The sequence below is a fragment of the Riemerella anatipestifer genome (assembly GCF_009663465.1).
Lineage (GTDB): Bacteria > Bacteroidota > Bacteroidia > Flavobacteriales > Weeksellaceae > Riemerella > Riemerella anatipestifer_C.
Genome location: NZ_QXHU01000006.1, coordinates 139,255 through 162,066, shown reverse-complemented (window position 1 = coordinate 162,066; position 22,812 = coordinate 139,255). Strand labels below are relative to the sequence as shown.

The following is a 22,812-nucleotide window of genomic DNA, read 5'->3' as shown; positions in this document are numbered from 1 at the left end:
CTTTTAATTAAGCCCCTCTTATTAAATATCTATTTTCAATAAGTCTTATATAGGTTTAAATGAAAAACCTTTTTCTTCCAAAAGTTGTTTTTCTTGCTCCTTGTAGTAACCTTTTACCAACTTATCGTGTATCGCTTCAAACGCTGCAATAGTTTCGTTAATTTCAGCATCTGTATGAGAAGCCGTAGGGATAAGTCTTAGTAAAATCATTCCTTTAGGAATCACAGGATAAACTACTACGGAAGTAAAGATACCATAATTCTCTCTTAAATCTTTTACCAATAGGGTAGCCTCCACAGGGCTTCCCTCTATAAATACAGGCGTTACACAAGTATTGGTATCTCCTAGATTAAAGCCTCTTTCTTTAAGACCGTTTTGTAATTTATTTACATTTTCCCAAAGTTTAGCTTTAATCTCTGGACGACTTCTAAGTAGCTCCAATCTTTTCAAACCTCCTATAACCATAGGCATAGTAAGGGATTTTGCAAAAATTTGAGAACGCATATTGTACTTTAAATAACGGATAATCTCCTTATCTCCTGCTACAAACGCTCCAAAACCTGCCATAGATTTTGCAAAAGTAGAGAAATAAACATCTATCTCATCTTGACACCCTTGCTCTTCTCCAGCTCCAGCTCCTGTTTTACCTAATGTACCAAAACCGTGAGCATCGTCCACCAACATTCTAAATTTATATTTCTTTTTAAGAGCGGCTATTTCTTTCAGTTTACCTTGCTGTCCTCTCATACCGAAAACACCTTCTGTAATCAGCAAAATACCGCCACCTGTTTCTTCTGCTACTTTTGTAGCTCTTTGTAGGTTTTTCTCTACACTTTCTATATCATTGTGGCGATAAGTAAATCTCTTACCCATATGAAGGCGAACTCCATCTATAATACAAGCGTGAGAGTCTACATCGTAAACAATAACATCATTTTTTGATACCAAAGCATCTATAATGGATACCATACCTTGATAGCCAAAGTTTAGCAAATAAGAAGCCTCTTTACCTACAAACTCTGCCAACTCTTGCTCCAACTGCTGATGATAAGGTGTTTCGCCAGACATTGCTCTAGCTCCCATAGGGTAAAACATACCGTATTCCTCTGCTGCTTTGGCATCAGCTTCTTTTACTTCTGGATGATTGCAAAGCCCTAAATAGTCGTTTGCACTCCAAAAAATAACTTCTTTACCTTGAAATTTCATTCTAGGACCTATAGGACCTTCTAATTTTGGGAACACAAAATAGCCTTCTCCATAATCAGCAAACTGACCAAGTGGACCAGGATTTTGTTTTATTCTATCAAAAATATCCATTGATTTGTTTTTATTAAAAAAATTAAGGTACAAATTTAGCTAAAAAATAAAAACTTCCATAGGATATAGAAGGTTTTATTAGTATTTTAACACTTTGATTTTTATTACTAAAGGAGAAAGTAACTTAAATAACAGCTGTTTTTTATTTCAATATATATTTCTTCAACACTTCTTTTTCAGCTACTATTTTGGGAACTTTCTCAACATATTCAATTTGAAATCCGTCTATCAAGTCTTCATTTTTTAACTCAAAATCTAATCCATTGATGATATGCTTCTGAAAAAAGTATGCTATATCTTTATCAAGGTATTTTTGTGCAATTTCTAAAAACAGTTCATCGGTAAACTTTCTGTTTTCAGTTGTGCAAATTTTTAAAATATCCCTCATTAAATCGTCTAAAGATTTTGTGTAATTACTTTTCTTTAAAATTTGATTGTCTAACCAAAAAGCAAAAATAGCTCCTCTTCTGTAAGGTATTTTTTCTACATTTTCGCTCTTCCAAAAGTCATCTTTAATTACATAGTTTGGTTTGTTTCTTTCTTTCTAGATTCTCCCAATGCGCTTTTATAACTTCTGTGTTAAAACTATCAAGCCACTCCTTCAAAGTTAGGTCGTTATTTCGCAGTCTATTTTTGTAAGTATAATAATCTGTAAACCCTTCACTGAACCAATAATTTAGTTCTTCGTGTTTTATTGAAATTTTACCACCAATCCAATCGTGCATCATTTCGTGATTGAAAATATGATTCATTGTAGAAAAATCATTAAAAGGATTGTTTGATGACCGAATGATAAACCCATTTTTAATCCCTGTCCCTGTAATGCTTTGTCCGCTGTAAGCACTATCGGTTTGAGTGATAGTTGGTGTTATGATAACCGTGTAATAATCAAAATCATTGTCCTTCCAAAATTCTCTTTGAGTCGGAATTGTCTTTTTTAATGCTTCAAAAAGGTTGTCATCAGTATATTCTCCTAACCATTTTCCTCTAATTGCAAAATATACTGGCTTTTCCAAATAGTTGAATGATTTAATTCTATAATCACCGCCGACAAATAGTGAATGATAAAATTCGCTCCAAAGTTTTACTTTTAGGTTTTGTTTTAATTGTTGTGAACCAAATGTGTTATGAATGATAAAGTTTTTAGGAAAATTGAGCCATTCAATATTTGCAGTAATTTTGGGGTCGTCAATTTTTCCATCAAATATTTCTTCAGGTACTATGAAAAGACTTTGCCCTAAAATATGGAAATATTCCTTCTGCAATAAAGGTCTGTTTTTTGATTTTAGGTTTTCCTGTTTTACGTCTTGGATAATGTGATATGAAAAACTAATACTTTTTTTCTTTTGGATGATAAACAACTATACTACTACTACTATCCGCTACAATTTTAAATTTGTATTTAGGGTTTTCTTTTTCTATAAATTTCAAACAATTTGTAAGGTTGGTTTCTCCCCAAACTTCATTTGAATATTGAAAATATGTAGAGTCAGATGCTTTTTTTGAATAAAATGAAACTTGTATTTTTAAACCTTCATTTTGAAGATTTTCTGAATAAAATACTTTGTAATTTACTTTGGTCTGTCCAAATGACAACGATATTGTTAAAATTAGGATTAAAAATATAAGACTTTTTTTCATTTCTTTATTCGGTTTTTATTTGTCGTAAAATAAGTATAATGGCTAATCCTAAACCTCTTTTTTCAACCTAAAACTTCCGTTCTATAACATAATCTAGCATCAAATTGAGCGAAGTCTTGGCTTCAGAATCTGGAAATTCCTCTAGTATATCTTTTGCCTTTTGCTGAAAATCTTTCATAACACCCATAGCATAATCTAACCCACCCGACTGTTTCACAAAATCAATCAGTTCTTTAACTCTCTTTGGATTATGATTGTGGCGTTTTATGGTATCAAAGTAGTATTTACGGTCTTTTTCGTTGGCACTTTTTAAAGTATAGATAAGTGGAAGCGTCATTTTCTGTTCCTTTATATCTATCCCTACAGGTTTTCCTATGATATTTTTAGATAAATAATCAAACAAGTCATCTTTTATCTGAAATGCCATTCCGGTGTAAGTTCCGAAATCTCGCATCTTTTTAGCCATAGTGTCATCTACACCATTGGACAAGACTCCTATTTCACAACAAGCCGCTATCAGAGTAGCCGTTTTCTGCCTGATGATTTCATAATAAACTTCCTCCGTAATATCTAGCTTTCTAGCTTTTTCTAACTGAAGTAACTCTCCTTCGGACATTTCCCTAATGGTGGTAGATATTACGGATAGTAAATCAAAGTCTTTATTATCAGTAGATAACAACACCGATTTAGATAAAAGGTAATCTCCCACCAAAACGGCTATTTTATTCTTCCACAAAGCATTGATTGAAAAGAAGTTTCGTCTTTTAAAACTTTCGTCCACCACATCATCGTGCACCAGTGTTGCGGTATGGATAAGCTCTATCATAGAAGCTCCTCGGTAAGTTTTCTCATTAACATCGCCTACGAGCTTGGCACACAGAAACACAAACATCGGACGCATTTGCTTCCCTTTAGTAGTTACAATAAAGCGAGTTACCTTATCCAATAAAGGTACTTTACTCTGCATAGACTCATAAAACTTCTGTTCAAAAAGTTTCATTTCCGCACCAATTGGTCGCTTTATCTCCTCTACAATATTTGCCACAGATTACTTAAATATTATTAAATTATGCTACAAATATAAGCTATTTCAGTTTATTGTATGGCACAAAATACAGCGGTTGTTTTACATCTCTTATTTTGGTTTTAAAACGCTCTCCAGAAATGTAAAGCCCTTCTTCTGTGGCGGTAACCCCCTCTATCTGACCGATACTAAAGCTCATACCTAAATAGTATTTCTGTGGTTTTGCTTCAAAAAATCTGTTTGGAGCCGTTTCTTGAAATACCGTAAGATAAACTTCCGCCTTTTTGGTATAACCTATAATGTAAAGTTTACCTTCTTTGTAGGTAGCATCAGTCGCCAAATAACCCAATGGATACTCCTCTAAAAGAACCGCAGGTTGTCTTTCTTCGGTATCGGTTTTTATTTCGTAATGTCTTGTATTATAGCTAGCCCACTCTTTAGAAAAGATTTGGATATTGCCTTGATGGTAAATCATAGATTCAGCATCAAAGTTATTTTTCCTATTAAGTGGAACGAATTCTTCTTGATTAGGATAATAGAACCTCAATATTTTCTCGTACTTGAGAGATGACTCTCCATCGTGAAACGGAATTTTGTACACCATTAGATTGCTTCTTGTCCCCATATTGTTCCCAAAATCGCCGATGTAAAGGTTTTTACCATCGGTGCTAATGGCTTCCCAATCAAAGTTAGTGGCATTGGTAGCTATTTTTTTAACATCGCCATTCTCTCTGTCAATTTCGTAAATATCTGCCGAGTTCCCACTATCATTAAAGGATAATAATTTCTCTCCTATTTCTGTAAGCCCCGAAGTTTCGTTAAGTTTCTTGTCTAGAGTGGCTATTTTGTACTTTTTAAGTTTTAGAAATTTAAGGTCTTGTGCATTGGCATTATAAACCCCCAAAAATACTAGAGCAATAAGAACGATTTGTTTTTTGAACATCGGTAAATAATTTAACTTTGTGGCACAAAATTAAGAAAAAAGAACCTATGAAAATAGATAAGATTAACATTCGTGTTTACGGCATTTGCTTGAATAGTAAATCCGAAATTTTAGCATTGGAAGAAAAATATATAGGTGAAGACCTCACTAAACTTCCTGGCGGCGGACTAGAATACGGAGAAGGGCTGCTAGACTGCCTCCAAAGAGAGTTTAGGGAAGAGCTAAATCTAACTGTAAAATCTGCCCAACATTTCTACACACAGGAAGATTTTTTAGTTTCTAAATTTAGAGATAACGAGCAACTACTTACAGTCTATTATTTAGTAGAGATAGAAAATTTAGCATCATTAAAAATAAAAGAGCCTAGCATAGAAAACATCAAATGGGTAACTCTAAAAGACCAATGCCCTTTTAAGCTACCCATAGACCAAAGGGTTTTTGAACAACTAAAGCATACATTAACTTGTAATTAAAACTACTTTCAGCTATGGTAATTTAATATCATTTCTTTACTTTTGTAGCAAACTATTCATCAATGATAACACCACTCACTATTGCTGAAGAACAACTTATGCAAGTTGTATGGGAATTACAAGGGGCTTTCCTTAAAGATATTGTAGAAGCCTATCCGGAACCCAAACCTCATCAAAATACTATTTCCACCTTCCTTAAAATATTAGTAGAAAAGAACTTTATAAGCACTGAAAAAGAAGGCCGGATTTTTTTCTACAAAATAGAAATTTCCAAAGAAGAATATGAGCTTTTCTTACTCAAAAATTTTATAGAAACTTATTACCCTACCAATAAAAAACTATTGATAGAAAGACTTTTAAACGAAGAACTCATCACTACTAAAGACCTTTCTAAATTCTGTAAAAAAGAAAAGAAGAAGAAAAAGAAGAAGAAAAAATAAAACTTACCTCGATACTAGCTATATGAAATACACCACAGAACTCAAAAACTTCTTTTCTAGTCAATATTTGTACGCTGGGGTAAGGATTTCTCTGGCTATTATTATACCTTCTATCATCTTTAGCTATTTAGATATTTTCAAAGATTTCTTTTTATTTCCTTTAGGTACTAGCTTTGTTGCCTTGGTGGATTTACCGGGTTCATTCGTTAGAAGAAGAAACACTTTAATTGCTGCTATTATCTCCTTTTTAGTGGTATCTGTTACGGCTAGTTTTCTCAAAGAATACAGTCTATTGGTGTTTTTGGAGATTATCGTTTTTGGAATGTTTTTCAATATGATAGGGGTCTATGGTGCGAGATTGGCTTCCGTTGGTGGACTTTCATTGGTGGTGTTAGCTATTTTTATTGACGGGCATCTCACAGGCAACCACGTCATTAAAAGTTTATTTTCTTTTACTCTAGGAACACTTTGGTATTTGCTTTTATTACTATTGCTATCTAGGCTACAACCCTACAAACTCGCTAAGCAACTCGTAGGCGAAAATTATTTAGAACTCGCCAAGTTTCTAGAACAAAAATCTAAATTCTATTCCAAAGATTCAGATTTAGACCAACTGGTAACACAACTTACCACACAACAAATTTTCATTAAAAACATTCAAGAGGAAACGAGAGAATTACTTTTTAAAACCAGAAAATTCGTTAATGAATCTACCACCACAAGCCGACTTCTAATGATGAATTTTATCAGTAGTATTGATTTGTACGAAAAGCTCCTCACCTCTGATAATGATTACTCTAAAATAAGACAATTTTTCGGCAACGAAGAAGTATTTGGCAAGATACAAAGAATGCTGCTTATACTCTCTATTGAACTGAAAAACATCGGCATTAGCATACAAACGAGCAGCACTCCAAAGCCTAAATATCCTCTTACACTAGAATTAGAAGATTGCTTTAACACCTATTTTGATTTAAGAAACCAAGAGCTATCGGCAGAAACTTTAGATTATTTCTTACTCCTAAGACAAAGTATGATGAGACTAGCAGAACTTACCGAAAGTATCAATCATATTTACAAAGTTTCATCTCAAGATATAAAACTCGCTAAAAGCCTATCTTCTGGACTGGATTTATCTAAATTTTTACCAAAGGAAAATCCTATCAATTTCAAGGTATTTAAAAATAATCTCTCCTTAGATTCTGCACAATTTAGGTACGCTATTAGGGTAACTGTAGCTATGCTGATAGGCTATATCGTTCCTAAAATAGAAATCCTAAATATTGGGCATTCTTACTGGATTCTCATTACCATTGTCGCCATTATGCGTCCTGCATACAGCATTACTAAAAGTAGAAACCTCCTTAGACTCTATGGTACTTTGGTGGGTGCTTTTTTGGGAACAGCAGCTATCTATTGGATTACTCACCCCATTGCCCAAGTTTCCATACTATTCGTTTCTATGGTCTTCTGCTTTGCAACTTTTAGAACGCGCTATTTTTGGGCAGTCCTTTTTATGACGGTTTACATATTTTTGGCATTCAACTTTTTAAATCCAGGCAACTTTGAAACCATCTTAAAAGATAGAATTATAGATACTATCATTGCTGGAATTATCGCTCTTGTCACTTCGTATTTTATCTTTCCTGTTTGGGAGCATACCCAAAACCAAACCCTTATGCTCAATGCCATCAATCATAACAAAGCCTATTTTGAAGAGATTATAAAAACCCTACAACATAAAAACATCACTGACGAAAAATACCGTTTGCTAAGAAAAAATGCGACCATTGCTTTGGCCAATTTATCCGACAATTTCCAAAGAATGTTATCTGACCCCAAAAACCAGCGAAAAAAGCTAGAGCATATCCATCAATTCGTTAATACCTCACATCTATTAACGGCTTATATCGCTTCTTTATCACAATACGCTAAGACCACAAAAGATTACCCTGAAATAGATTTTGAAGCGTGGGATACCAAGATAAACGCCGAACTAAGCAAAATAAAAATTGCTCTAAATAATGAGTTCTATGATGAAACATTAGACGAACAAAGCCAACTAACTCCCGAAGACTATGTGTACCAACTGCTAAACAAAAGGAAAACAGAAATATCCGAAAACGAGTTTTATAATATACGAGATTCTAAAAAGGTAACTTACCTCACCGAACTTAAAAGCATACAAGAACTCCTAGAACTGATTTTCAGTACCGCCAAAAAACAAAGAAAAGTAAGTCTAGAACTAAGAAAATACTACGCTTCTTCCGCTACGGCTAAGTAATAATCTTCGCCTATAATCTCCAACTTTGCTCTGTATATATCTGCGTTACCAGTTAGGCTATTAAGCACCTTACATTCCACCGAAGATAGGTTATCCAGAGAAAAAGGCAACACTTCGTAATGTTCTCTAAAAGACCAATATTTAGCCGAATGGATTTTATATAAACTCTCCTTAATCGTCCATAATGCCGTCAGATAAGATTCTTCATCTTGAGAAGAAACCCAAAGTTTTTCGGAAGGATAGAGTATTTTCTCCTTTAAGCGAACTAATTTATCAGACTTCTTTTCTATATCCACACCTATTTTTCTAGGAGCGATTGCCAAAACTGCATAAGGATATGAATGACTGATTGAAATAAACGCAGAAGAAGGCTCCAAGTAGGGTGTTCCGTCTTCCAAATAAAACAACTGATGGAGAGGCAATGCCGAATTGAGCATTCTCCTTACCATCAGTCGTTCGTATTGTTTTTTTATTGAAATTTTAGATTGAGTATCTATTTCCTCATGCCATACCTCCTTTTGTTCATCGTGTTTCCAAACCAGAATAGCTATTTCTTTCGTAGAAAACTCTTTGTAAAGAGGCATTTATCCGTTTTTTATAAAATTAGTCGCTAGTTCTAGCAGAAGTTTTGTAAACTTGAAAGTTAAATACAAAAGTTCTGTCGTTTAAAGAGTAACCAGCATAATTAAAATGAGCATCTCTAGCAAAAGCTGCTTTTGATGGCACTATAATTACACCTTGTAAGTTATAATCTGCTTCAGCTCCTTGATTAAAACTTTTGAAATATTTTAAAGCCTCTTGGAAACCTTCTATTTCGTAGTAGCTTCTAGTTTTTCCGCTACTTGTTAGTACCGAGTTTTTAACATAATAGAAAGAGGGATCTTCTTGTGGTATTCCTGTACCACTAATGGCATTATAGAAAGTATAAGGACTTCTAAGTTTTACACTCTCGCCTTCTTTAGTGGCAACATAAGTCATTGTTTTATGCATTAGGCTTATACTATCTGTAGCGCCTATAGTAGTACCATTATCAGGCTGTGCATTTGGTCTTACAATGTATACTACTCCAGATTCTAAAGTTTGAGGGTTGTAATCGGATAAAGGTTTCTCGTTATCATCAGCCGTATTATTAGAATCAAAGGCTACAATATTCCCTTTAGAATCAAAATAGTTGTCTTTTAAAAATTGCTGAATGGCTTGTACATCATAATCGTTTTGTACACTAATATCTACTATTGTAGTGGTAGTAGTGTTATCATCTCTTTTGCAAGAGGTAGCGGTAAGTCCTATAGCCAAAAGGCTGAGTGCAATACTTTTTTTCATAGAATATCTTTTTGCTTAATAAGCAATTTTGTTAAATTGCGATTTTATTTTTTAGTAACGACAAAAATATAAATAAAATATGAGAATAGATAAATTTTTGTGGAGTGTGAGGTTTTTTAAGACAAGAAGCATAGCGGCAGAAGAAATAAAAAAGAATAGAGTTTCAGTAGGCGAGCAAGTTGTAAAGCCTTCTAGAGAAGTGATGGAGGGCGATACAATTAAAATTAGAAAAAACCAGATTGATTATAAAATAAAGGTAATTCAAATCCCTAAAAGTAGGATAGGAGCTAAGTTAGTTCCGCTTCACATTAAGGATATGACGGAGAAAGAGCAATACGAAATCCTAAGAATGCGAAAATTATCACAAGATTATTATCGTCAAAAAGGCGAAGGAAGACCTACTAAAAAAGACCGTAGAGATATGACCGAATTTATCAATACAGACGATGAGACTTTCTTCGATGAAGACGATTGGGACTCGTTTTTTAATGATGCTAAAGACTTAGAAGACTAATAATTTCATTAACGATTTCGTCGGGAGATTTGTCATCAGTATCTACGATATATTTTGCTTTTGAGTAGTAGGCTTGCCTTTCAAACAAGTGTTTTGCAACAAATTCTAGCAGTTGGTCACTGTCTTCTATATGAGCTATAAGTGGTCGGCTGCTTTTTTCTTTTATTAATCTTTTATGAAGATTTTTTACAGAAGTTCTTAGATAAATACTTTCGGAAAAAGTATTTATGGTATCTATGTTATTATAATAAACAGGTGTACCGCCTCCCAAACTAAGGATTGTAGATTTTTGAGTATTGAGTAGGTGTTCTAGGGTTTCTTTTTCTCTTTTTCTGAAATAAATTTCCCCCTTTTCTTTAAAAATTTGAGGTATTTCTCTCATTTCTTGCTCAGAAATTACCTTATCTAGGTCTAATAAATTAAAATTTATTTTTTCTGATAATTTTTTGGAAATTAGTGATTTACCGCTTCCCATATAGCCTGTTAGAGTAATAATCATGATTTATTTTTAAACAAAATTGCAGAAAAATTTTGAGAAAACAAAAAAAGCCGTATCTTTGCACCACTTTTGAGAACGGAATTATCCTAACTCAAATGACTCGGTAGCTCAGCTGGTAGAGCAATACACTTTTAATGTATGGGTCCTGGGTTCGAATCCCAGCCGAGTCACAAGAAAAAATCTTGAAGAAGATTTTTGCCTGTGTGGTGAAATTGGTAGACACGCCATCTTGAGGGGGTGGTATCCTTAAGGATGTGCTGGTTCGAGTCCAGTCGCAGGCACACAGAAAAAAAACTTAGACTCGGTAGCTCAGCTGGTAGAGCAATACACTTTTAATGTATGGGTCCTGGGTTCGAATCCCAGCCGAGTCACAATTTGCTGAAAAGTAAATTTTTTTCATATTAATATTTTGTGATTTGGTGTTCAGAAGTCTCCTTTGTTTATGAGGAGACTTTTGGTTTTTTATGAGGTTTATCCAATTTCTAGCTTTTGTTACTAGCGATAAAATTCTACCTTTGTACAGCAAAAAAACAGAATGGAGTATCTACAGAGAAATGAAGTGAAAGATTTTATAGAGGCACATCTCGAAGAAGATGTGATGAAAATTCTTTTGAAAAAAACAATTTTTGAAGGAATTAGCAATCAAGACTTAGTTCAGCAAATAGAAGGGCGTAGGGTAGCTCGTAAAAAATTTCCTTTTTTAGATAGAAGAGGTATTTTATTTCCTCCTCATCTTAATTTAGAACAATCTTCCTCACAATCTACGGCTTCTTTTAAAGGGGAATGGTTTAGAGGAAATCACTTTTTAGATTTAACTAGTGGTTTCGGAATAGATGCTTTTTTTCTGTCTCAAAAATTTAAAAAAGTAACTCTAGTGGAGCAAAATAGCTCTCTTTTATCAATAGTTAAATATAATTGGACGGAACTTGGGAGAGAGGCTAATTTTATCAATACAAATCTAGAAACTTTTTTAAAAAATAACCAAGAGGTATATGATTTGGTCTATTTAGACCCTGCTAGAAGAGATAATAATAAAAATAAAAAATTTCTTTTAGAGGATTTATCGCCTAATATCTTAGAGATTAAAAATCAACTTTTAGGGATTTCTCCAAAGGTGTTGGTTAAACTTTCTCCTCTTATTGATATTAAATACTTGATTTCCATTTTGTCTCATATCGTTTCCATAGATGTTATAGCGGTAAAAAATGAAGTGAAGGAAGTTTTAGTTTTGATGGACAGAAGTGCAGAGGAAAACAACTTTCCGCTTTGCAGATGTTTTAATTTAGAAACAAACGAGCCCGATTTTTCGTTTGTTATAAAAGATGAGGAGGATACTCAAGTCTCTTTTTCTGAAGCGAAGAAATATCTGTATATTCCTAATGGGGCTATACTTAAATCGGGGGCATTCAAGAGTGTTGCAAAAAAATATCAACTGAATAAGCTACATATTAACACACACCTCTATACTTCGGAAGAAAAAATATTAGATTTTCCAGGGCGAGTTTTGGAGGTAGAAGAGGTTTCATCTAAGGAAATAAAAAAAGGAGAGCAGTATAACCTTGTTTCAAAAAATTATCCGCTAAATCCAGTGGAAATTAAGAAAAAATATAAACTTAAAGATGGGGGACAGAACTATCTTATTTTTACTCAAACCATAAAAGGTAAAGTGATTTTGAGGTCTAAATAAAAATTAAAAATAAATATTTAGGCTATTAAAAAGAGATTTATTAACTTTGGGACAAAATTTAAAAGAATGAAAAAATATATTTTTGCAGTAGCTGTTGTTTCGCTTATGGTATCTTGTAAGAAGATTCAGCCAGGGGGTAATAAGAATATTATTAAACTAGAAGAAGGGGTAGAAAGATATACAGACGACGCTCAAGGTAATGGGCATTCTGCTCATGCTGGAGGTCATCAATCGGGAGTTAAAGAAGAGGTAACTATAGACTTAGAGGGGGTTGCTCTAAAAGGATATAAAGGTGGAATGGAAGACACTATGTTATCTTTCCTTAAATCTGGGAAGTATGCATCTTCTTCAGACGATGTTCTTAAGAATGTTTGGTATGATTTTGACCATGTTAACTTTAAAATGGGTTCTACCAATCAGTTAGAGTCTGGTGCAGAGCAAATAGATAACTTAGCAAAAATATTAAAGGCGTACCCAGACGCTAAAATTAAAATTGGAGGTTATACAGATAAAACAGGTAGTGAGGAAACTAATGTTAAAATATCTCAAGCTAGAGCAGAGTTTATTAAGGCACAGTTAGAAAAAGCAGGAGTGGGAGCTCAAGTAGTATCAGCAGAAGGGTACGGAAGTAAATTTGCTAAAGTAGCAGCAGATGCTTCTGATGAAGAAAGAGCTTCGGATAGAAAAATGTCTGTAAGATTCACAAAATAAGAAAAGTATAAATGCATAATCTGCGTCTCTCCTAGCTTTTGGAGGGGCGTTTTTTTATTTCATTAAAAATAATTACTTTTACTACATCAAAAATAAACTGATGCAAGAAACACAAAATTACATTCAAGACCACAAGAAAAGATTTTTAGACGAACTTATAGAATTGCTTAAAATAGCTTCTATTAGTGCAGACCCAGCCTATAATCAAGATGTGCTCAACTGTGCCGAAGAGGTAGCGAAACACCTTACTAATGCAGGAGCAGACGCGGTGGAGGTATGCGAAACCAAAGGTTATCCTATTGTATTTGGTGAGAAAATGATAGACCCATCACTTCCTACGGTATTGGTTTATGGGCATTACGATGTGCAGCCACCTGACCCTTTGGAATTGTGGGAAAGTGGTCCTTTTGAGCCTGTAGTTAAAGAAACTCCTTTGCACCCAGAAGGAGCAATTTTTGCAAGAGGAGCGGCAGACGATAAAGGTCAGTTTTTTATGCATTTAAAGGCGTTTGAAGCGATGATGAAGACCAATGTTCTCCCTTGTAATGTTAAATTTATCATAGAAGGAGAAGAGGAAGTTGGTTCGGCTAGCTTGGCGGATTTCCTTAAAGAAAACCAATCTAAACTGTCTTGTGATGTTATTCTGATTTCGGATACGGGGCTTTACTCTATGGAGCAACCTACGGTAACTACAGGGCTTAGAGGTCTTAGCTATGTGGAAGTAGAGGTAGAGGGTCCTAACCGAGATTTACATTCTGGGCTTTATGGAGGAGCTGTTCCTAACCCTATCAATGTGTTGTCTAAGATGATAGGTAGCCTTATAGATGATAAAGGGAGAATAACAGTGGAAGGTTTCTATGACAATGTAGAAGTTGTTTCCCTTGAGGAAAGAGCAGAAATGAATAAGTTGAAAGATGATGTAGAGTCTTTTAAAAAGTCAATTGGGCTTAATGGTATACAAGGAGAAGAGGGCTATACCACTTTGGAGAGAACTTCTATTAGACCTACCTTAGATGTTAATGGAATGTGGGGAGGTTATATTGGAGAAGGTGCCAAAACGGTAATACCATCTAAGGCATTTGCTAAAATTTCAATGAGGTTAGTACCTAACCAAACACCAGAAGAAATTACGGAAAAATTTGTAAATCACTTTAAGAAAATAGCACCAGATAGCGTTAAAGTAAAAGTAACGCCACACCACGGGGGAATGCCTTATGTTTTAAAGAGCGATACCAATGAGTTTTTAGCCGCTAAAAAAGCAATGGAAAAGGCTTTTGGAAAAGAAGTTTTACCATTTAGAAGTGGTGGTAGTATCCCAATTACGGCGTTGTTTGAGGAGGTTTTAGGAGCTAAATGTGTTTTAATGGGCTTTGGTTTAGATACAGATGCAATACATTCTCCTAACGAACATTATGGCTTGTATAACTTCTATAAGGGGATAGAAAGTATTCCGTATTTCTTCCAATACTATACAGAGATGAAAAAAACTAAGTAAATACAATTATACTTGGTAACATTATAAAAAATAAGGCTGCTCTTTTAGGAGTAGCCTTATTTAGTTTGTATTCAGAGAAATTATTTAGAGATTATTTTGCTCATAGAGTGGCTTTCTTTTTCTATGCTGCTGTAAGACAAGTCAGATAAATCTATTTTAGAAGCACCACTAGCACTAGCTATTATTTTGTTAGAACTTCCTTTTAGAACGGCTTTAGAAGCACCAGAAACTTCCAAAGTAGTTACATTGGTAGCGTTTATTTGACTATTGATGTTAGATGCTCCGCTCGCTTCAATTTTAGCACTCTTAGCGGTAATAGTTCCAGAAGTGTTACTTGCACCACTGATTTCAATGGTAGTGCTATCGGCATTTAGGTTGCCTTTAAAGTTACTTGCACCACTGCAACTAAGGTTGATGTTTTTAGCATTAAAGTTTCCAGAAACATTAGAGGCTCCGCTCAAACGAATATCACTAGTATTGAATGTATCTTGGCTTTCTACCGAAGAAGCACCGCTCAATTCCATTTTGTTGATGTTTTTGGTATAGACGATGGCTTTGGTTTTAGCATTTTTTAGAGAGGTGTTAGGCTTGTATTTTAATGTAAGCACACCATTGCTAGAAACAACGGTAAGGTAATCTAAAGCGTTAGAAGTTACCTCTACTTTCTCCTGATTAGACTTTACTAATTTAACTCCTATATTGGACTGAACTTTAAGCTGGTTAAAACTAGCCACATCAAATGTTTGGGTTTTGGTAGGTACATTGGTAAGGTTTACTTTTTGCGAATACACACTAGCCACAAACAAGGTAAGGAACAATAAGGTCCAATTTTTTAAATTTTTCATAATACACTTTTTTTAGATTATTAAGCCCCAAATATAACAAATTATTTAAAACACAAGGACTGTTTTTAGGGTGAAAAAAGTAGAATAATTTCTTGTACTACCAAGATTATTTTTTTTAAAACTTGCATATTTCAAAAATAGCTTATACATTTGTCCCAGTTTATGCTACACGATACCAACCACATACAAAAAAGTGAAAAAAACTTACACAAAAATTTGGTAGTTCCAAATAATTGTGTAAACACACACACACACACACACACACACACACAGAATAGTTGCGTGCGTACGCGTAGTATACTACTTTTTATCTAGATTTTTATCATCAATTATAAATAATGTGCCTCTAGCTTCCGTTAGGGGCATTTGGCGTTTAGCATACGCTAAGTTTTGTTTTCATAAATACCTGCTAGAAGCCCATCTTTTTCATAAGTTAAATTGGTTGTTTGGGTTTAGAGCTTCTAGCCTACAGGAGGAGCGTTCTGTTCTTTCTGTTTTAGCCTTTCCTCTCGTTTTGTGTGTGTTTAGAGGGGGGAGGCATTTTCTCATTAGTTCAAGGTTTAAAGTTCAAAGTTTAAGGTTGAATAAGCGTACATATCCCTTAAACCTTAAACATAGAACCTTGAACAGCTTCAGCTCCTTGAACTTTGAACCGCTGAACCTCCAACCTCTAAAATCCAATATCTAACCTCTATAAACTATAACATTTTATGAAAAAGATTTTATTCTGTGCGATATTTCTGCCGATGGCATTACAGGCACAAGTAGGCATCAATACCAACGACCCCAAAGCCACCTTAGAGGTGAAGAAAAACACCCATATCCCTAACACCCAGTCACAAGGGGTGCTATTCCCTCAATTTACCTCGGAGGAGCGTTTGAAATTTTCGGGGACTGCCGAAGTAGGCACGATGATTTACAATACCGACAAAAGCTGTATAGAAATTTACCAAGGCGTGGTTTCGGGGGTTCACCAGTGGACTTGTATGCCGGGGAGCAACCAAACCCAGTCGGTAGCGGTAAAGGCAGCAGGCTTTGAAGGTGCTTATGTGGGTGGTGTGGCATTTACCGGTGCCAATAAAGCCAAATTTAAACTAGAAAACAACTCGTTTTCTAATGTTAGCTCGTCTTTTGCCGATGCGGTAAGTTTTCAGAATGGTGGCGCAACGATTACGATGGCAAACTGCCAGTGGCAGAAACTTAATGGGGCTACGCCGACGGGAAGCGTGAATCCTTGCACTTCGGGAAGTCTTATTAACTTAAACTCTGGAGAATCGGCGATGTTATGGTACACGATGGAGGGCACACCGTCTGCAGGTACTTTAACAGCTAATTTTAATAAACTCGGCGCCCAAGCCGACCAACAAACCCAAGTGGGCTTAGGTTCAGCCACTATTACCTCACCTAAAACAGAGTATGTAGTGTCTTTAGAATATAATGGTATTACTCATCAAGGTAAAATAAACAATACAGCCAATAAACTCATCGTAAAAATCCCTTATACCAATGGAAGAGGTTCTTATAATGCAGTTACCTCCGCACCAGTTACCACCGCCTCTGGACAAGGTGGTGATACCAATACTCTTACGCTTAATATCCCAACGGGTAATTTCGGAGTAACAGGCTATTTAGAAGCTATTATTACTGTAGGTGGAGGCGACCAAGAATATTTAGTAAAAATGTTAGCTCCAGAGCAGGAGTACACTATTGCTACAATTCCTTACACGCTTAATGGGCAACCGTATAGTTTAGTGCTTAAAGGTATTGGTGGTGTTCCTGACCGTTGTTTTAGTAAGACCACTTTAGACTGTGTGGGGTATGGGGCAAATGTGAAAGAGCACGAGTTTATTTATATTCCAATCACGGGACCAGATGGTAGAACTTGGCTTAATAATAACCTCGGAGCGGAATACGCTCGTGTAGATTCCCAATGGTTTAGCCCAACCTATCAAGCAGGGGCTTTAAACCCTATAAATATCGCTTCCGCAGAACCGCTTTCTAACCCAACAGCCAACCAAATCAAAAAGGATTGGCGAGCGTACGGTTCTCTTTTCCAATGGCAGCGTAACCCAGACGGGCACGAGCTGATTACTTGGACCTCTTCCACAAATGGTACGTCTAAATATGGTACTACAACTACTTTGTCTAATTCTTGGACTAACCCTAATCATAACCAATTTATCATAGGTAACAATTCAACTTATTGGAGTTGGGTTAATAATACCTTAAATAGTTCATCTACCAATAAGAATTTGTGGCAGACTAATGGTTCTAATAACCCTTGTCCTGTAGGTTATCATGTGCCTACTCACGCAGAGCAAGTGGCTTTGCACAATGCGATTTTAGGTTATAATGCAGTTAATAATTACACTAATTCGTCAGCTATGTGGAACGAGTCGGTGCTCCGCCTTTCTGCAAGCGGTAGCCACAATAGCGACGGCGGTTCATTTAGTGACCGAGGCTACCGCAATTACTTGTGGAGTAGTGAGCAGAGCAATAACAACTACTCTAGGTTCCTATGGTTCTATAACGGCTATAGCATTGTAGGCGACATCTACAATCGTGCGTATGGCTTCAGCATCCGCTGCATCAAAGATTAACCAACTTTATAAATTAGACTTTATTGTAAAAAATATTTAACCTTTAAATACTATATATTATGAATACTTTAAAAGCGTGGTTGCGTCCCAACCTATTAACGAAAGATGATCCTAACGATTTTGTAGCCGTGCCTCTTTTAGGTGGTAGCCTTGGCATTACAGAAATTGTAGAAGCCCTTAAAAAAGAGGGTATGGAGATAAAAACCGAAACTGCGGTAGATATTATCACCCGTTTTAACCGTAAAGCCTCGGAGTTGGTACTCAACGGGTATAGTGTAAATACTGGACTGGTGTATATGCGTCCTGCCATTAAGGGTGTGTTTTACGACAAAACTTGGGATAAGGAGAAACATTCGGTTTATGTAAATGTAAACCAAGGCACCGACCTAAGAAAAGCTGCCAACGATACCAAAGTGGAAATCCTCGGCGAGCAGTCCAGCCCAATGAGCGTGTTCAGCATCACCGATAAAGCTACTGGTAAAGCAGATGGCACACTTACCAAAGGTAAAAATGCGGAAATCAAAGGTACATTCATTAAAATAGACGGCGACAATCCTAAAAACGGCATCGTCTTTAAAAACCTAGATACTCAAAACGAGGTAAAGCTAACCAAAGACAGTATTGTGCTTAACGAGCCATCAAGGGTGCTTATCCTTGTGCCTTCAGATTTAGAAGCAGGGAACTATGAGCTAAGCATCACTACGCAAAGCAGTAAAGGTTCTATTTTATTAAAAGAGCCAAGAACCGAAACTCTAAACACGCCTATTACTATTGTGTAGTGTATTTTTGGCACTTCTAATAACGAATGCCCTTCCTTAATATTAAGGAAGGGCATTCCCCTTATAAGGGGAAGACACCTCACTGCCTAAGGCGAAGCCTCTTCCCTCGGTAAGGGGAAGATGCTTCACTCGTACGAGTGAACTACCTTCAGATTTACTAAATAAATAAGGTTAGATATTTTACTCTTATTTTGGGTATATGTATGTATTTTTATCTGTGTATTAGAGTAAATGTTGTATTAAAATAGTGTAATTTTAAAATTTTACAGTAAAAAATTTTTTTTATTCTATTTTTTTACAGAACTTTGTTCGCATATAAATAATATAAAGGCTAGTAAGCATGGTAAAGTCAAACATTTTAGGGTATCCTCGTATTGGGGAGAAAAGAGAACTCAAAAAGGCTAATGAGCAATTTTGGGCAGGTAAGATAACCGAAGACGAGCTACAGAAGGTAGCGAAAGAAATTCGTACTCACAACTGGAAACTGCAACAAGAGGCAGGAGTAGATTTGGTTCCGTCTAACGATTTTTCGTTGTACGACCAAGTGTTAGATGCTACTTTTAGCTTTAATGCTATCCCTACGCGTTATTTGGAGTTAGAAAAAGCTAAAAAAACAGATTTGGAGCTGTATTTTGCTTTGGCTAGGGGGTATCAGAAGGAGGGGATAGATATTACTGCAATGGAAATGACCAAGTGGCTTGATACTAACTACCACTATATTGTTCCTGAATTTACTAAAGACCAATCGTTCTCGTTGCGTAAGAACTTTGCACTAGAGTATTACAAAGAGGCAAAAGATTTAGGGATTGAAACTAAACCAGTTTTGATAGGGGCTGTAACTTATCTTTTATTAGGTAAAGAGAAGGAGGAAGGTTTCCACCGTCTAGAGTTGTTACCTTCTCTACTGGAGGTTTATCGTAAGATTTTAGCCGAGCTGCAAGAGGCAGGGGTAGAGTGGGTGCAGATAGATGAGCCTCTATTGGTATTAGATTTAGATGAGAAGGCACAGAAAGCCTATAGAGAAGTTTATCAGAAGTTTCAAGAAGAGTTTCCTAAGCTCAAGATTATTTTAACTACTTATTTTGAAGCCTTGGGAGATAATTTAGAGTTAGCACTTTCTCTTCCTACAAAGGCACTCCATATCGACTTGGTGAGAGCACCGCAGCAATTAGAGCTTGTTTTAGACAAGTTTCCAGAGGATAAGATTTTATCGGTAGGGGTGGTAAACGGACGAAATGTATGGAAAAATGATTTTGAAGATTCGCTTACGCTTATCAATAAAGCTAAAGAAAAGTTAGGAGCAGAGCGTGTATTTGTGGCAAGTTCGTCGTCATTATTACATTCGCCTTGTAATTTGGAGCTGGAGGATAACGAAGCTGTCTTGACCCCAGAAATTAAACAGTGGCTAGCGTTTGCAAAGCAGAAAGTTACCGAGGTGGCTACACTTACTTCTATCGTTAATGGGGTAGTTTCAGAATCGGCACAAAAACTTATAGCAGAAAATAAAAAAGCCGCAGAAAGTAGAAAGGTATCAGAGCTTATTCATAACAAAGGGGTTAAGGAGCGTCTTTCTAAGATTACAGATAAAGAGGCACAGCGTAATAGTGCTTTTGCTCATCGTAGAGAGCTACAACATCAGTCATTAAATTTACCATTGTTCCCTACAACTACTATAGGCTCGTTCCCGCAGACTCCAGAAGTTCGTAGCTGGAGAGCACAGTTTAAAAAAGGACAGCTAACCCAAGCAGAGTATGATGGGCTTTTGGAGAAGGAGATAGAAGAGTCTATCCGTTTTCAAGAGGACGCAGGTATAGATGTGCTAGTTCACGGGGAGTTTGAGCGTAATGATATGGTGGAATACTTTGGAGAGCAGCTAGAAGGCTTTGTATTTACTAAGTTTGGTTGGGTGCAGAGTTATGGGTCTCGTTGTGTAAAGCCACCTATTATCTTTGGAGATGTATCTCGCCCAGTACCAATGACGGTGCGTTGGTCTAAGTTTGCCCAGTCTTTAACGGAAGTTCCTGTAAAGGGTATGCTTACGGGTCCTGTTACTATTTTGCAATGGTCTTTTGTAAGGGACGACCAGCCTCGTTCTGCTACTTGTACCCAAATTGCTTTAGCAATTAGAGACGAAGTGGTAGATTTAGAAAAGGCGGGTATTAAAGTGATTCAGATAGATGAGCCTGCAATTAGAGAAGGTTTGCCGTTAAGAAAAAAGGATTGGCAAGATTATCTACAGTGGGCAATTAGAGCTTTTCGTATTTCTGCTTCGGGAGTTCAAGATGCTACCCAGATACATACGCATATGTGCTACTCGGAGTTCAACGATATTATTTCTAATATCGCTGATATGGACGCCGATGTGATTACGATAGAGTGTTCTCGTTCGCAAATGGAGCTTTTAGATGTATTTGCAGATTTTAAGTATCCTAACGAGATAGGTCCTGGTGTGTACGATATCCATTCGCCTCGTGTACCTTCGGTTGAGGAGATGTCTGGACTGATGGATAAAGCAGTAGCGGTAGTCCCTAAAGAACAACTTTGGGTAAACCCAGACTGTGGGCTTAAGACACGCCATTGGGAAGAAACCAAAGCCGCTCTTGTAGCGATGGTAGAAACAGCGAAAGAATTAAGAGCGAAGTATTCTAACTAATAGTACAGACAGAAGTATATCCGTCTAAAAAAGATATTGCCACCTTTCTAGGGATAATAAATAATAATTCCCTATTAGGTGGCAATATTTTGTTTTATACTCTATTTTTTATGCCCTATGTACTGGATTCCTACTATTACCTCTTTGGCATCTACCTTTATGCGATTTCTTCCTATATCCACACCTTTGGCACGTACGGTTCCATTACTTCCAATTTTTATTCCGCCTACACTCACGCCATCTTTTCCCACACTTACAGGTCCATAATCATCTAAACAATCCGCTTTATTGTTTAGAGATATGGTTAATCTTCCACCATCTTCGTCATCATTATTAAAAACGATGCACCCTAAGTTTATTCTATACGAACCTGCAGTTTGTTTTGGTACAGAGTAGCTCGAACCTCTCTCACCTTTTGTATCTAGTATGGCATAAAATCTACTATTGGGAATGAGGTTGGCTATCCATATTTTCTTTGATGCTTTGGCATCTCTAGTAATTACTACATCATCTTCACTGTGCTTATATTCATCAGGAGCATCTAATGCAGATTGTTCATATTTTCCCAAAATTGACTGGGCTTTACCCACTGTTACCGTTGCCATTAGAAATACGGCTAAAAGAATTTTTTTCATAATCTGTTAGTATTTAATGTTTCTTGCCAAAGTTAGCATTATATGGTTATAAGTAGGTTAAATTTTTATTAAGTATTTATGATAGCTTCCATTTATCAATTCAGAAGATACTTGTTAGCTAGAAAGTTATCGAAGTGATGTTTGTGGCGGATAGCCTTAGGAATTGGAAAAATAAGATGTATCTTAAAATGATTATGTAATGATTTTTATCAAATGTTAAGAAAAATTAACATTAGAATTTCTCTAGTTCCGAGTTTATACAGATATTTGCCACCTGTAAAATAAAAATAAAATGGGAATAGGTAACATATTCAAAGTTTTTCAGCCAAAAGATAAAGTATTTTTTGTGCTGTTTGAAAAAGTAGCTGATAATTTGGTGGAAATGTCTAGGATTTTCCACGAAGGGATTAAAGATTTTGATATAAATGATGACTCTCTATTGAAAAAAATAAGTGATTTTGAGCATCAGAATGATGATATTACTCACGAAATCTATGTGGAGTTGGGTAAAAACTTTATTACCCCTTTTGATAGAGAAGATATCCATTATCTAGCGAGTGCTTTAGATGATATAGCTGATTATATCTACGCCTCTACTAAGTATATATTCTTATATAAAAGTCCTGAAACTAATGCATTCCAAGAGCTTTCGCTACTCATCCATAAATCTTGCTTACAAATAAAAGTAGCGATAGAAAATCTTAAAGAATTTAAAAATCCTGCGGCGGTTAAAGAGGCTACCATCAAAATCAATAGCATTGAAAACATTGCTGATGATGTGCATAGCCAAGCGATGATAAAACTATTTGAGTCTGGAGACCCTATCAATGTTATTAAGGTAAGCCAAGTGCTTAATTACCTAGAGGAGGTAACAGATAAGGCAGAAGATGTAGCTAATATCTTGGATAATATTATCATCAAATACGCTTAGAGGTTTTTTAAATTTAAC

Annotated in this window: 22 protein-coding genes and 3 tRNA genes; 14 read left to right on the top strand and 11 right to left on the bottom strand. The window is 35.8% G+C overall.

Annotation, left to right across the window (positions count from 1 at the left end):
- Positions 1 to 45: 45 nt before the first annotated feature.
- The 6 genes from D1003_RS09620 to D1003_RS09605 form a co-directional block, all read right to left on the bottom strand.
- A complete protein-coding gene (locus D1003_RS09620) occupies positions 46 to 1,317 on the bottom strand; it encodes an aminotransferase class I/II-fold pyridoxal phosphate-dependent enzyme (protein WP_014938427.1) in 1,272 nt (423 codons plus the stop codon).
- Positions 1,318 to 1,459: 142 nt separating this feature from the next.
- Positions 1,460 to 1,705 carry a hypothetical protein gene (locus D1003_RS11315; protein ID WP_260393392.1) on the bottom strand — a complete coding sequence of 82 codons (246 nt, stop codon included), beginning with the start codon at positions 1,703 to 1,705 and terminating at the stop codon, positions 1,460 to 1,462.
- A 124-nt stretch (positions 1,706 to 1,829) separates the two neighbouring features.
- Positions 1,830 to 2,582, bottom strand: a complete 753-nt coding sequence (locus D1003_RS11310; protein ID WP_260393391.1) for a hypothetical protein — start codon at positions 2,580 to 2,582, stop codon at positions 1,830 to 1,832.
- Positions 2,583 to 2,646: 64 nt separating this feature from the next.
- Positions 2,647 to 2,958 (bottom strand): hypothetical protein, encoded by a 312-nt coding sequence (locus tag D1003_RS11305; RefSeq protein WP_260393390.1) that lies wholly within the window; start codon positions 2,956 to 2,958, stop codon positions 2,647 to 2,649.
- Positions 2,959 to 3,025: 67 nt separating this feature from the next.
- Positions 3,026 to 4,003, bottom strand: coding sequence for a polyprenyl synthetase family protein (locus D1003_RS09610; RefSeq protein ID WP_264314348.1), 978 nt, complete (start codon positions 4,001 to 4,003; stop codon positions 3,026 to 3,028).
- Between the two features lie 40 nt (positions 4,004 to 4,043).
- The gene (locus tag D1003_RS09605) at positions 4,044 to 4,925 is read right to left on the bottom strand and encodes a hypothetical protein (protein ID WP_153936762.1); all 882 of its coding nucleotides are present in this window, start codon (positions 4,923 to 4,925) and stop codon (positions 4,044 to 4,046) included.
- 47 nt (positions 4,926 to 4,972) lie between these two features.
- Here D1003_RS09605 and D1003_RS09600 point away from each other — a divergent pair, with 47 nt between their 5' ends.
- The 3 genes from D1003_RS09600 to D1003_RS09590 all read left to right on the top strand — a co-directional run bounded on the left by D1003_RS09600 (position 4,973) and on the right by D1003_RS09590 (position 8,122).
- Complete coding sequence (locus D1003_RS09600) at positions 4,973 to 5,398, top strand: NUDIX hydrolase (protein ID WP_153936760.1); 426 nt, start codon at positions 4,973 to 4,975, stop codon at positions 5,396 to 5,398.
- A 62-nt stretch (positions 5,399 to 5,460) separates the two neighbouring features.
- Positions 5,461 to 5,838, top strand: coding sequence for a BlaI/MecI/CopY family transcriptional regulator (locus D1003_RS09595; RefSeq protein WP_153936758.1), 378 nt, complete (start codon positions 5,461 to 5,463; stop codon positions 5,836 to 5,838).
- A 22-nt stretch (positions 5,839 to 5,860) separates the two neighbouring features.
- Entirely contained in the window at positions 5,861 to 8,122 is a 2,262-nt protein-coding gene (locus tag D1003_RS09590; protein WP_153936756.1) for an FUSC family membrane protein, read from the top strand.
- Here the strand turns inward: D1003_RS09590 and D1003_RS09585 are convergent.
- The gene (locus D1003_RS09585; protein ID WP_153936755.1) at positions 8,095 to 8,706 is read right to left on the bottom strand and encodes a 4'-phosphopantetheinyl transferase family protein; all 612 of its coding nucleotides are present in this window, start codon (positions 8,704 to 8,706) and stop codon (positions 8,095 to 8,097) included. The two genes, D1003_RS09590 and D1003_RS09585, sit on opposite strands and share 28 nt — an antisense overlap.
- Positions 8,707 to 8,725: 19 nt before the next feature.
- A complete protein-coding gene (locus D1003_RS09580) occupies positions 8,726 to 9,445 on the bottom strand; it encodes a hypothetical protein (RefSeq protein WP_153936753.1) in 720 nt (239 codons plus the stop codon).
- A 79-nt stretch (positions 9,446 to 9,524) separates the two neighbouring features.
- Between D1003_RS09580 and D1003_RS09575 the strand changes: the two genes are divergently transcribed.
- On the top strand, positions 9,525 to 9,959 hold the full coding sequence (locus D1003_RS09575) for an RNA-binding S4 domain-containing protein (protein WP_153936751.1): 435 nt from the start codon (positions 9,525 to 9,527) through the stop codon (positions 9,957 to 9,959).
- On the opposite strand, the gene D1003_RS09570 is transcribed toward D1003_RS09575, so the two are convergent.
- The gene (locus D1003_RS09570) at positions 9,940 to 10,458 is read right to left on the bottom strand and encodes a shikimate kinase (protein WP_153936749.1); all 519 of its coding nucleotides are present in this window, start codon (positions 10,456 to 10,458) and stop codon (positions 9,940 to 9,942) included. The genes D1003_RS09575 and D1003_RS09570 overlap by 20 nt on opposite strands.
- 97 nt (positions 10,459 to 10,555) lie before the next feature.
- On the opposite strand from D1003_RS09570, the gene D1003_RS09565 reads away from it, so the two are divergent.
- The 6 genes from D1003_RS09565 (at position 10,556) to D1003_RS09540 (ending at position 14,351) form a co-directional block, all read left to right on the top strand.
- Positions 10,556 to 10,628 (top strand) — tRNA-Lys (locus D1003_RS09565).
- Between the two features lie 27 nt (positions 10,629 to 10,655).
- A tRNA-Leu gene (locus D1003_RS09560) sits at positions 10,656 to 10,739 on the top strand.
- Positions 10,740 to 10,756: 17 nt separating this feature from the next.
- Positions 10,757 to 10,829: transfer RNA gene (locus D1003_RS09555), tRNA-Lys, on the top strand.
- Positions 10,830 to 10,993: 164 nt separating this feature from the next.
- The gene (locus D1003_RS09550; protein ID WP_153936747.1) at positions 10,994 to 12,145 is read left to right on the top strand and encodes a class I SAM-dependent methyltransferase; all 1,152 of its coding nucleotides are present in this window, start codon (positions 10,994 to 10,996) and stop codon (positions 12,143 to 12,145) included.
- A gap of 66 nt (positions 12,146 to 12,211) precedes the next feature.
- A complete protein-coding gene (locus D1003_RS09545; protein ID WP_153936745.1) occupies positions 12,212 to 12,856 on the top strand; it encodes an OmpA family protein in 645 nt (214 codons plus the stop codon).
- A 100-nt stretch (positions 12,857 to 12,956) separates the two neighbouring features.
- Positions 12,957 to 14,351 carry a dipeptidase gene (locus D1003_RS09540; protein ID WP_153936743.1) on the top strand — a complete coding sequence of 465 codons (1,395 nt, stop codon included), beginning with the start codon at positions 12,957 to 12,959 and terminating at the stop codon, positions 14,349 to 14,351.
- Between the two features lie 80 nt (positions 14,352 to 14,431).
- On the opposite strand, the gene D1003_RS09535 is transcribed toward D1003_RS09540, so the two are convergent.
- Positions 14,432 to 15,196 carry a GIN domain-containing protein gene (locus tag D1003_RS09535; RefSeq protein ID WP_153936741.1) on the bottom strand — a complete coding sequence of 255 codons (765 nt, stop codon included), beginning with the start codon at positions 15,194 to 15,196 and terminating at the stop codon, positions 14,432 to 14,434.
- A gap of 710 nt (positions 15,197 to 15,906) precedes the next feature.
- Between D1003_RS09535 and D1003_RS09530 the strand changes: the two genes are divergently transcribed.
- The 3 genes from D1003_RS09530 to metE all read left to right on the top strand — a co-directional run bounded on the left by D1003_RS09530 (position 15,907) and on the right by metE (position 21,228).
- Positions 15,907 to 17,796 carry an FISUMP domain-containing protein gene (locus D1003_RS09530; protein ID WP_153936739.1) on the top strand — a complete coding sequence of 630 codons (1,890 nt, stop codon included), beginning with the start codon at positions 15,907 to 15,909 and terminating at the stop codon, positions 17,794 to 17,796.
- A gap of 59 nt (positions 17,797 to 17,855) precedes the next feature.
- The gene (locus D1003_RS09525) at positions 17,856 to 18,575 is read left to right on the top strand and encodes a DNA-binding domain-containing protein (protein ID WP_153936737.1); all 720 of its coding nucleotides are present in this window, start codon (positions 17,856 to 17,858) and stop codon (positions 18,573 to 18,575) included.
- A 340-nt stretch (positions 18,576 to 18,915) separates the two neighbouring features.
- On the top strand, positions 18,916 to 21,228 hold the full coding sequence (metE, locus tag D1003_RS09520) for a 5-methyltetrahydropteroyltriglutamate--homocysteine S-methyltransferase (RefSeq protein ID WP_153936735.1): 2,313 nt from the start codon (positions 18,916 to 18,918) through the stop codon (positions 21,226 to 21,228).
- Positions 21,229 to 21,329: 101 nt separating this feature from the next.
- Here metE and D1003_RS09515 read toward each other — a convergent pair whose 3' ends face one another.
- The gene (locus D1003_RS09515) at positions 21,330 to 21,863 is read right to left on the bottom strand and encodes a hypothetical protein (protein WP_153936733.1); all 534 of its coding nucleotides are present in this window, start codon (positions 21,861 to 21,863) and stop codon (positions 21,330 to 21,332) included.
- Between the two features lie 292 nt (positions 21,864 to 22,155).
- On the opposite strand from D1003_RS09515, the gene D1003_RS09510 reads away from it, so the two are divergent.
- Positions 22,156 to 22,794 (top strand): DUF47 domain-containing protein, encoded by a 639-nt coding sequence (locus tag D1003_RS09510; RefSeq protein ID WP_052910473.1) that lies wholly within the window; start codon positions 22,156 to 22,158, stop codon positions 22,792 to 22,794.
- Positions 22,795 to 22,812 lie beyond the last annotated feature (18 nt).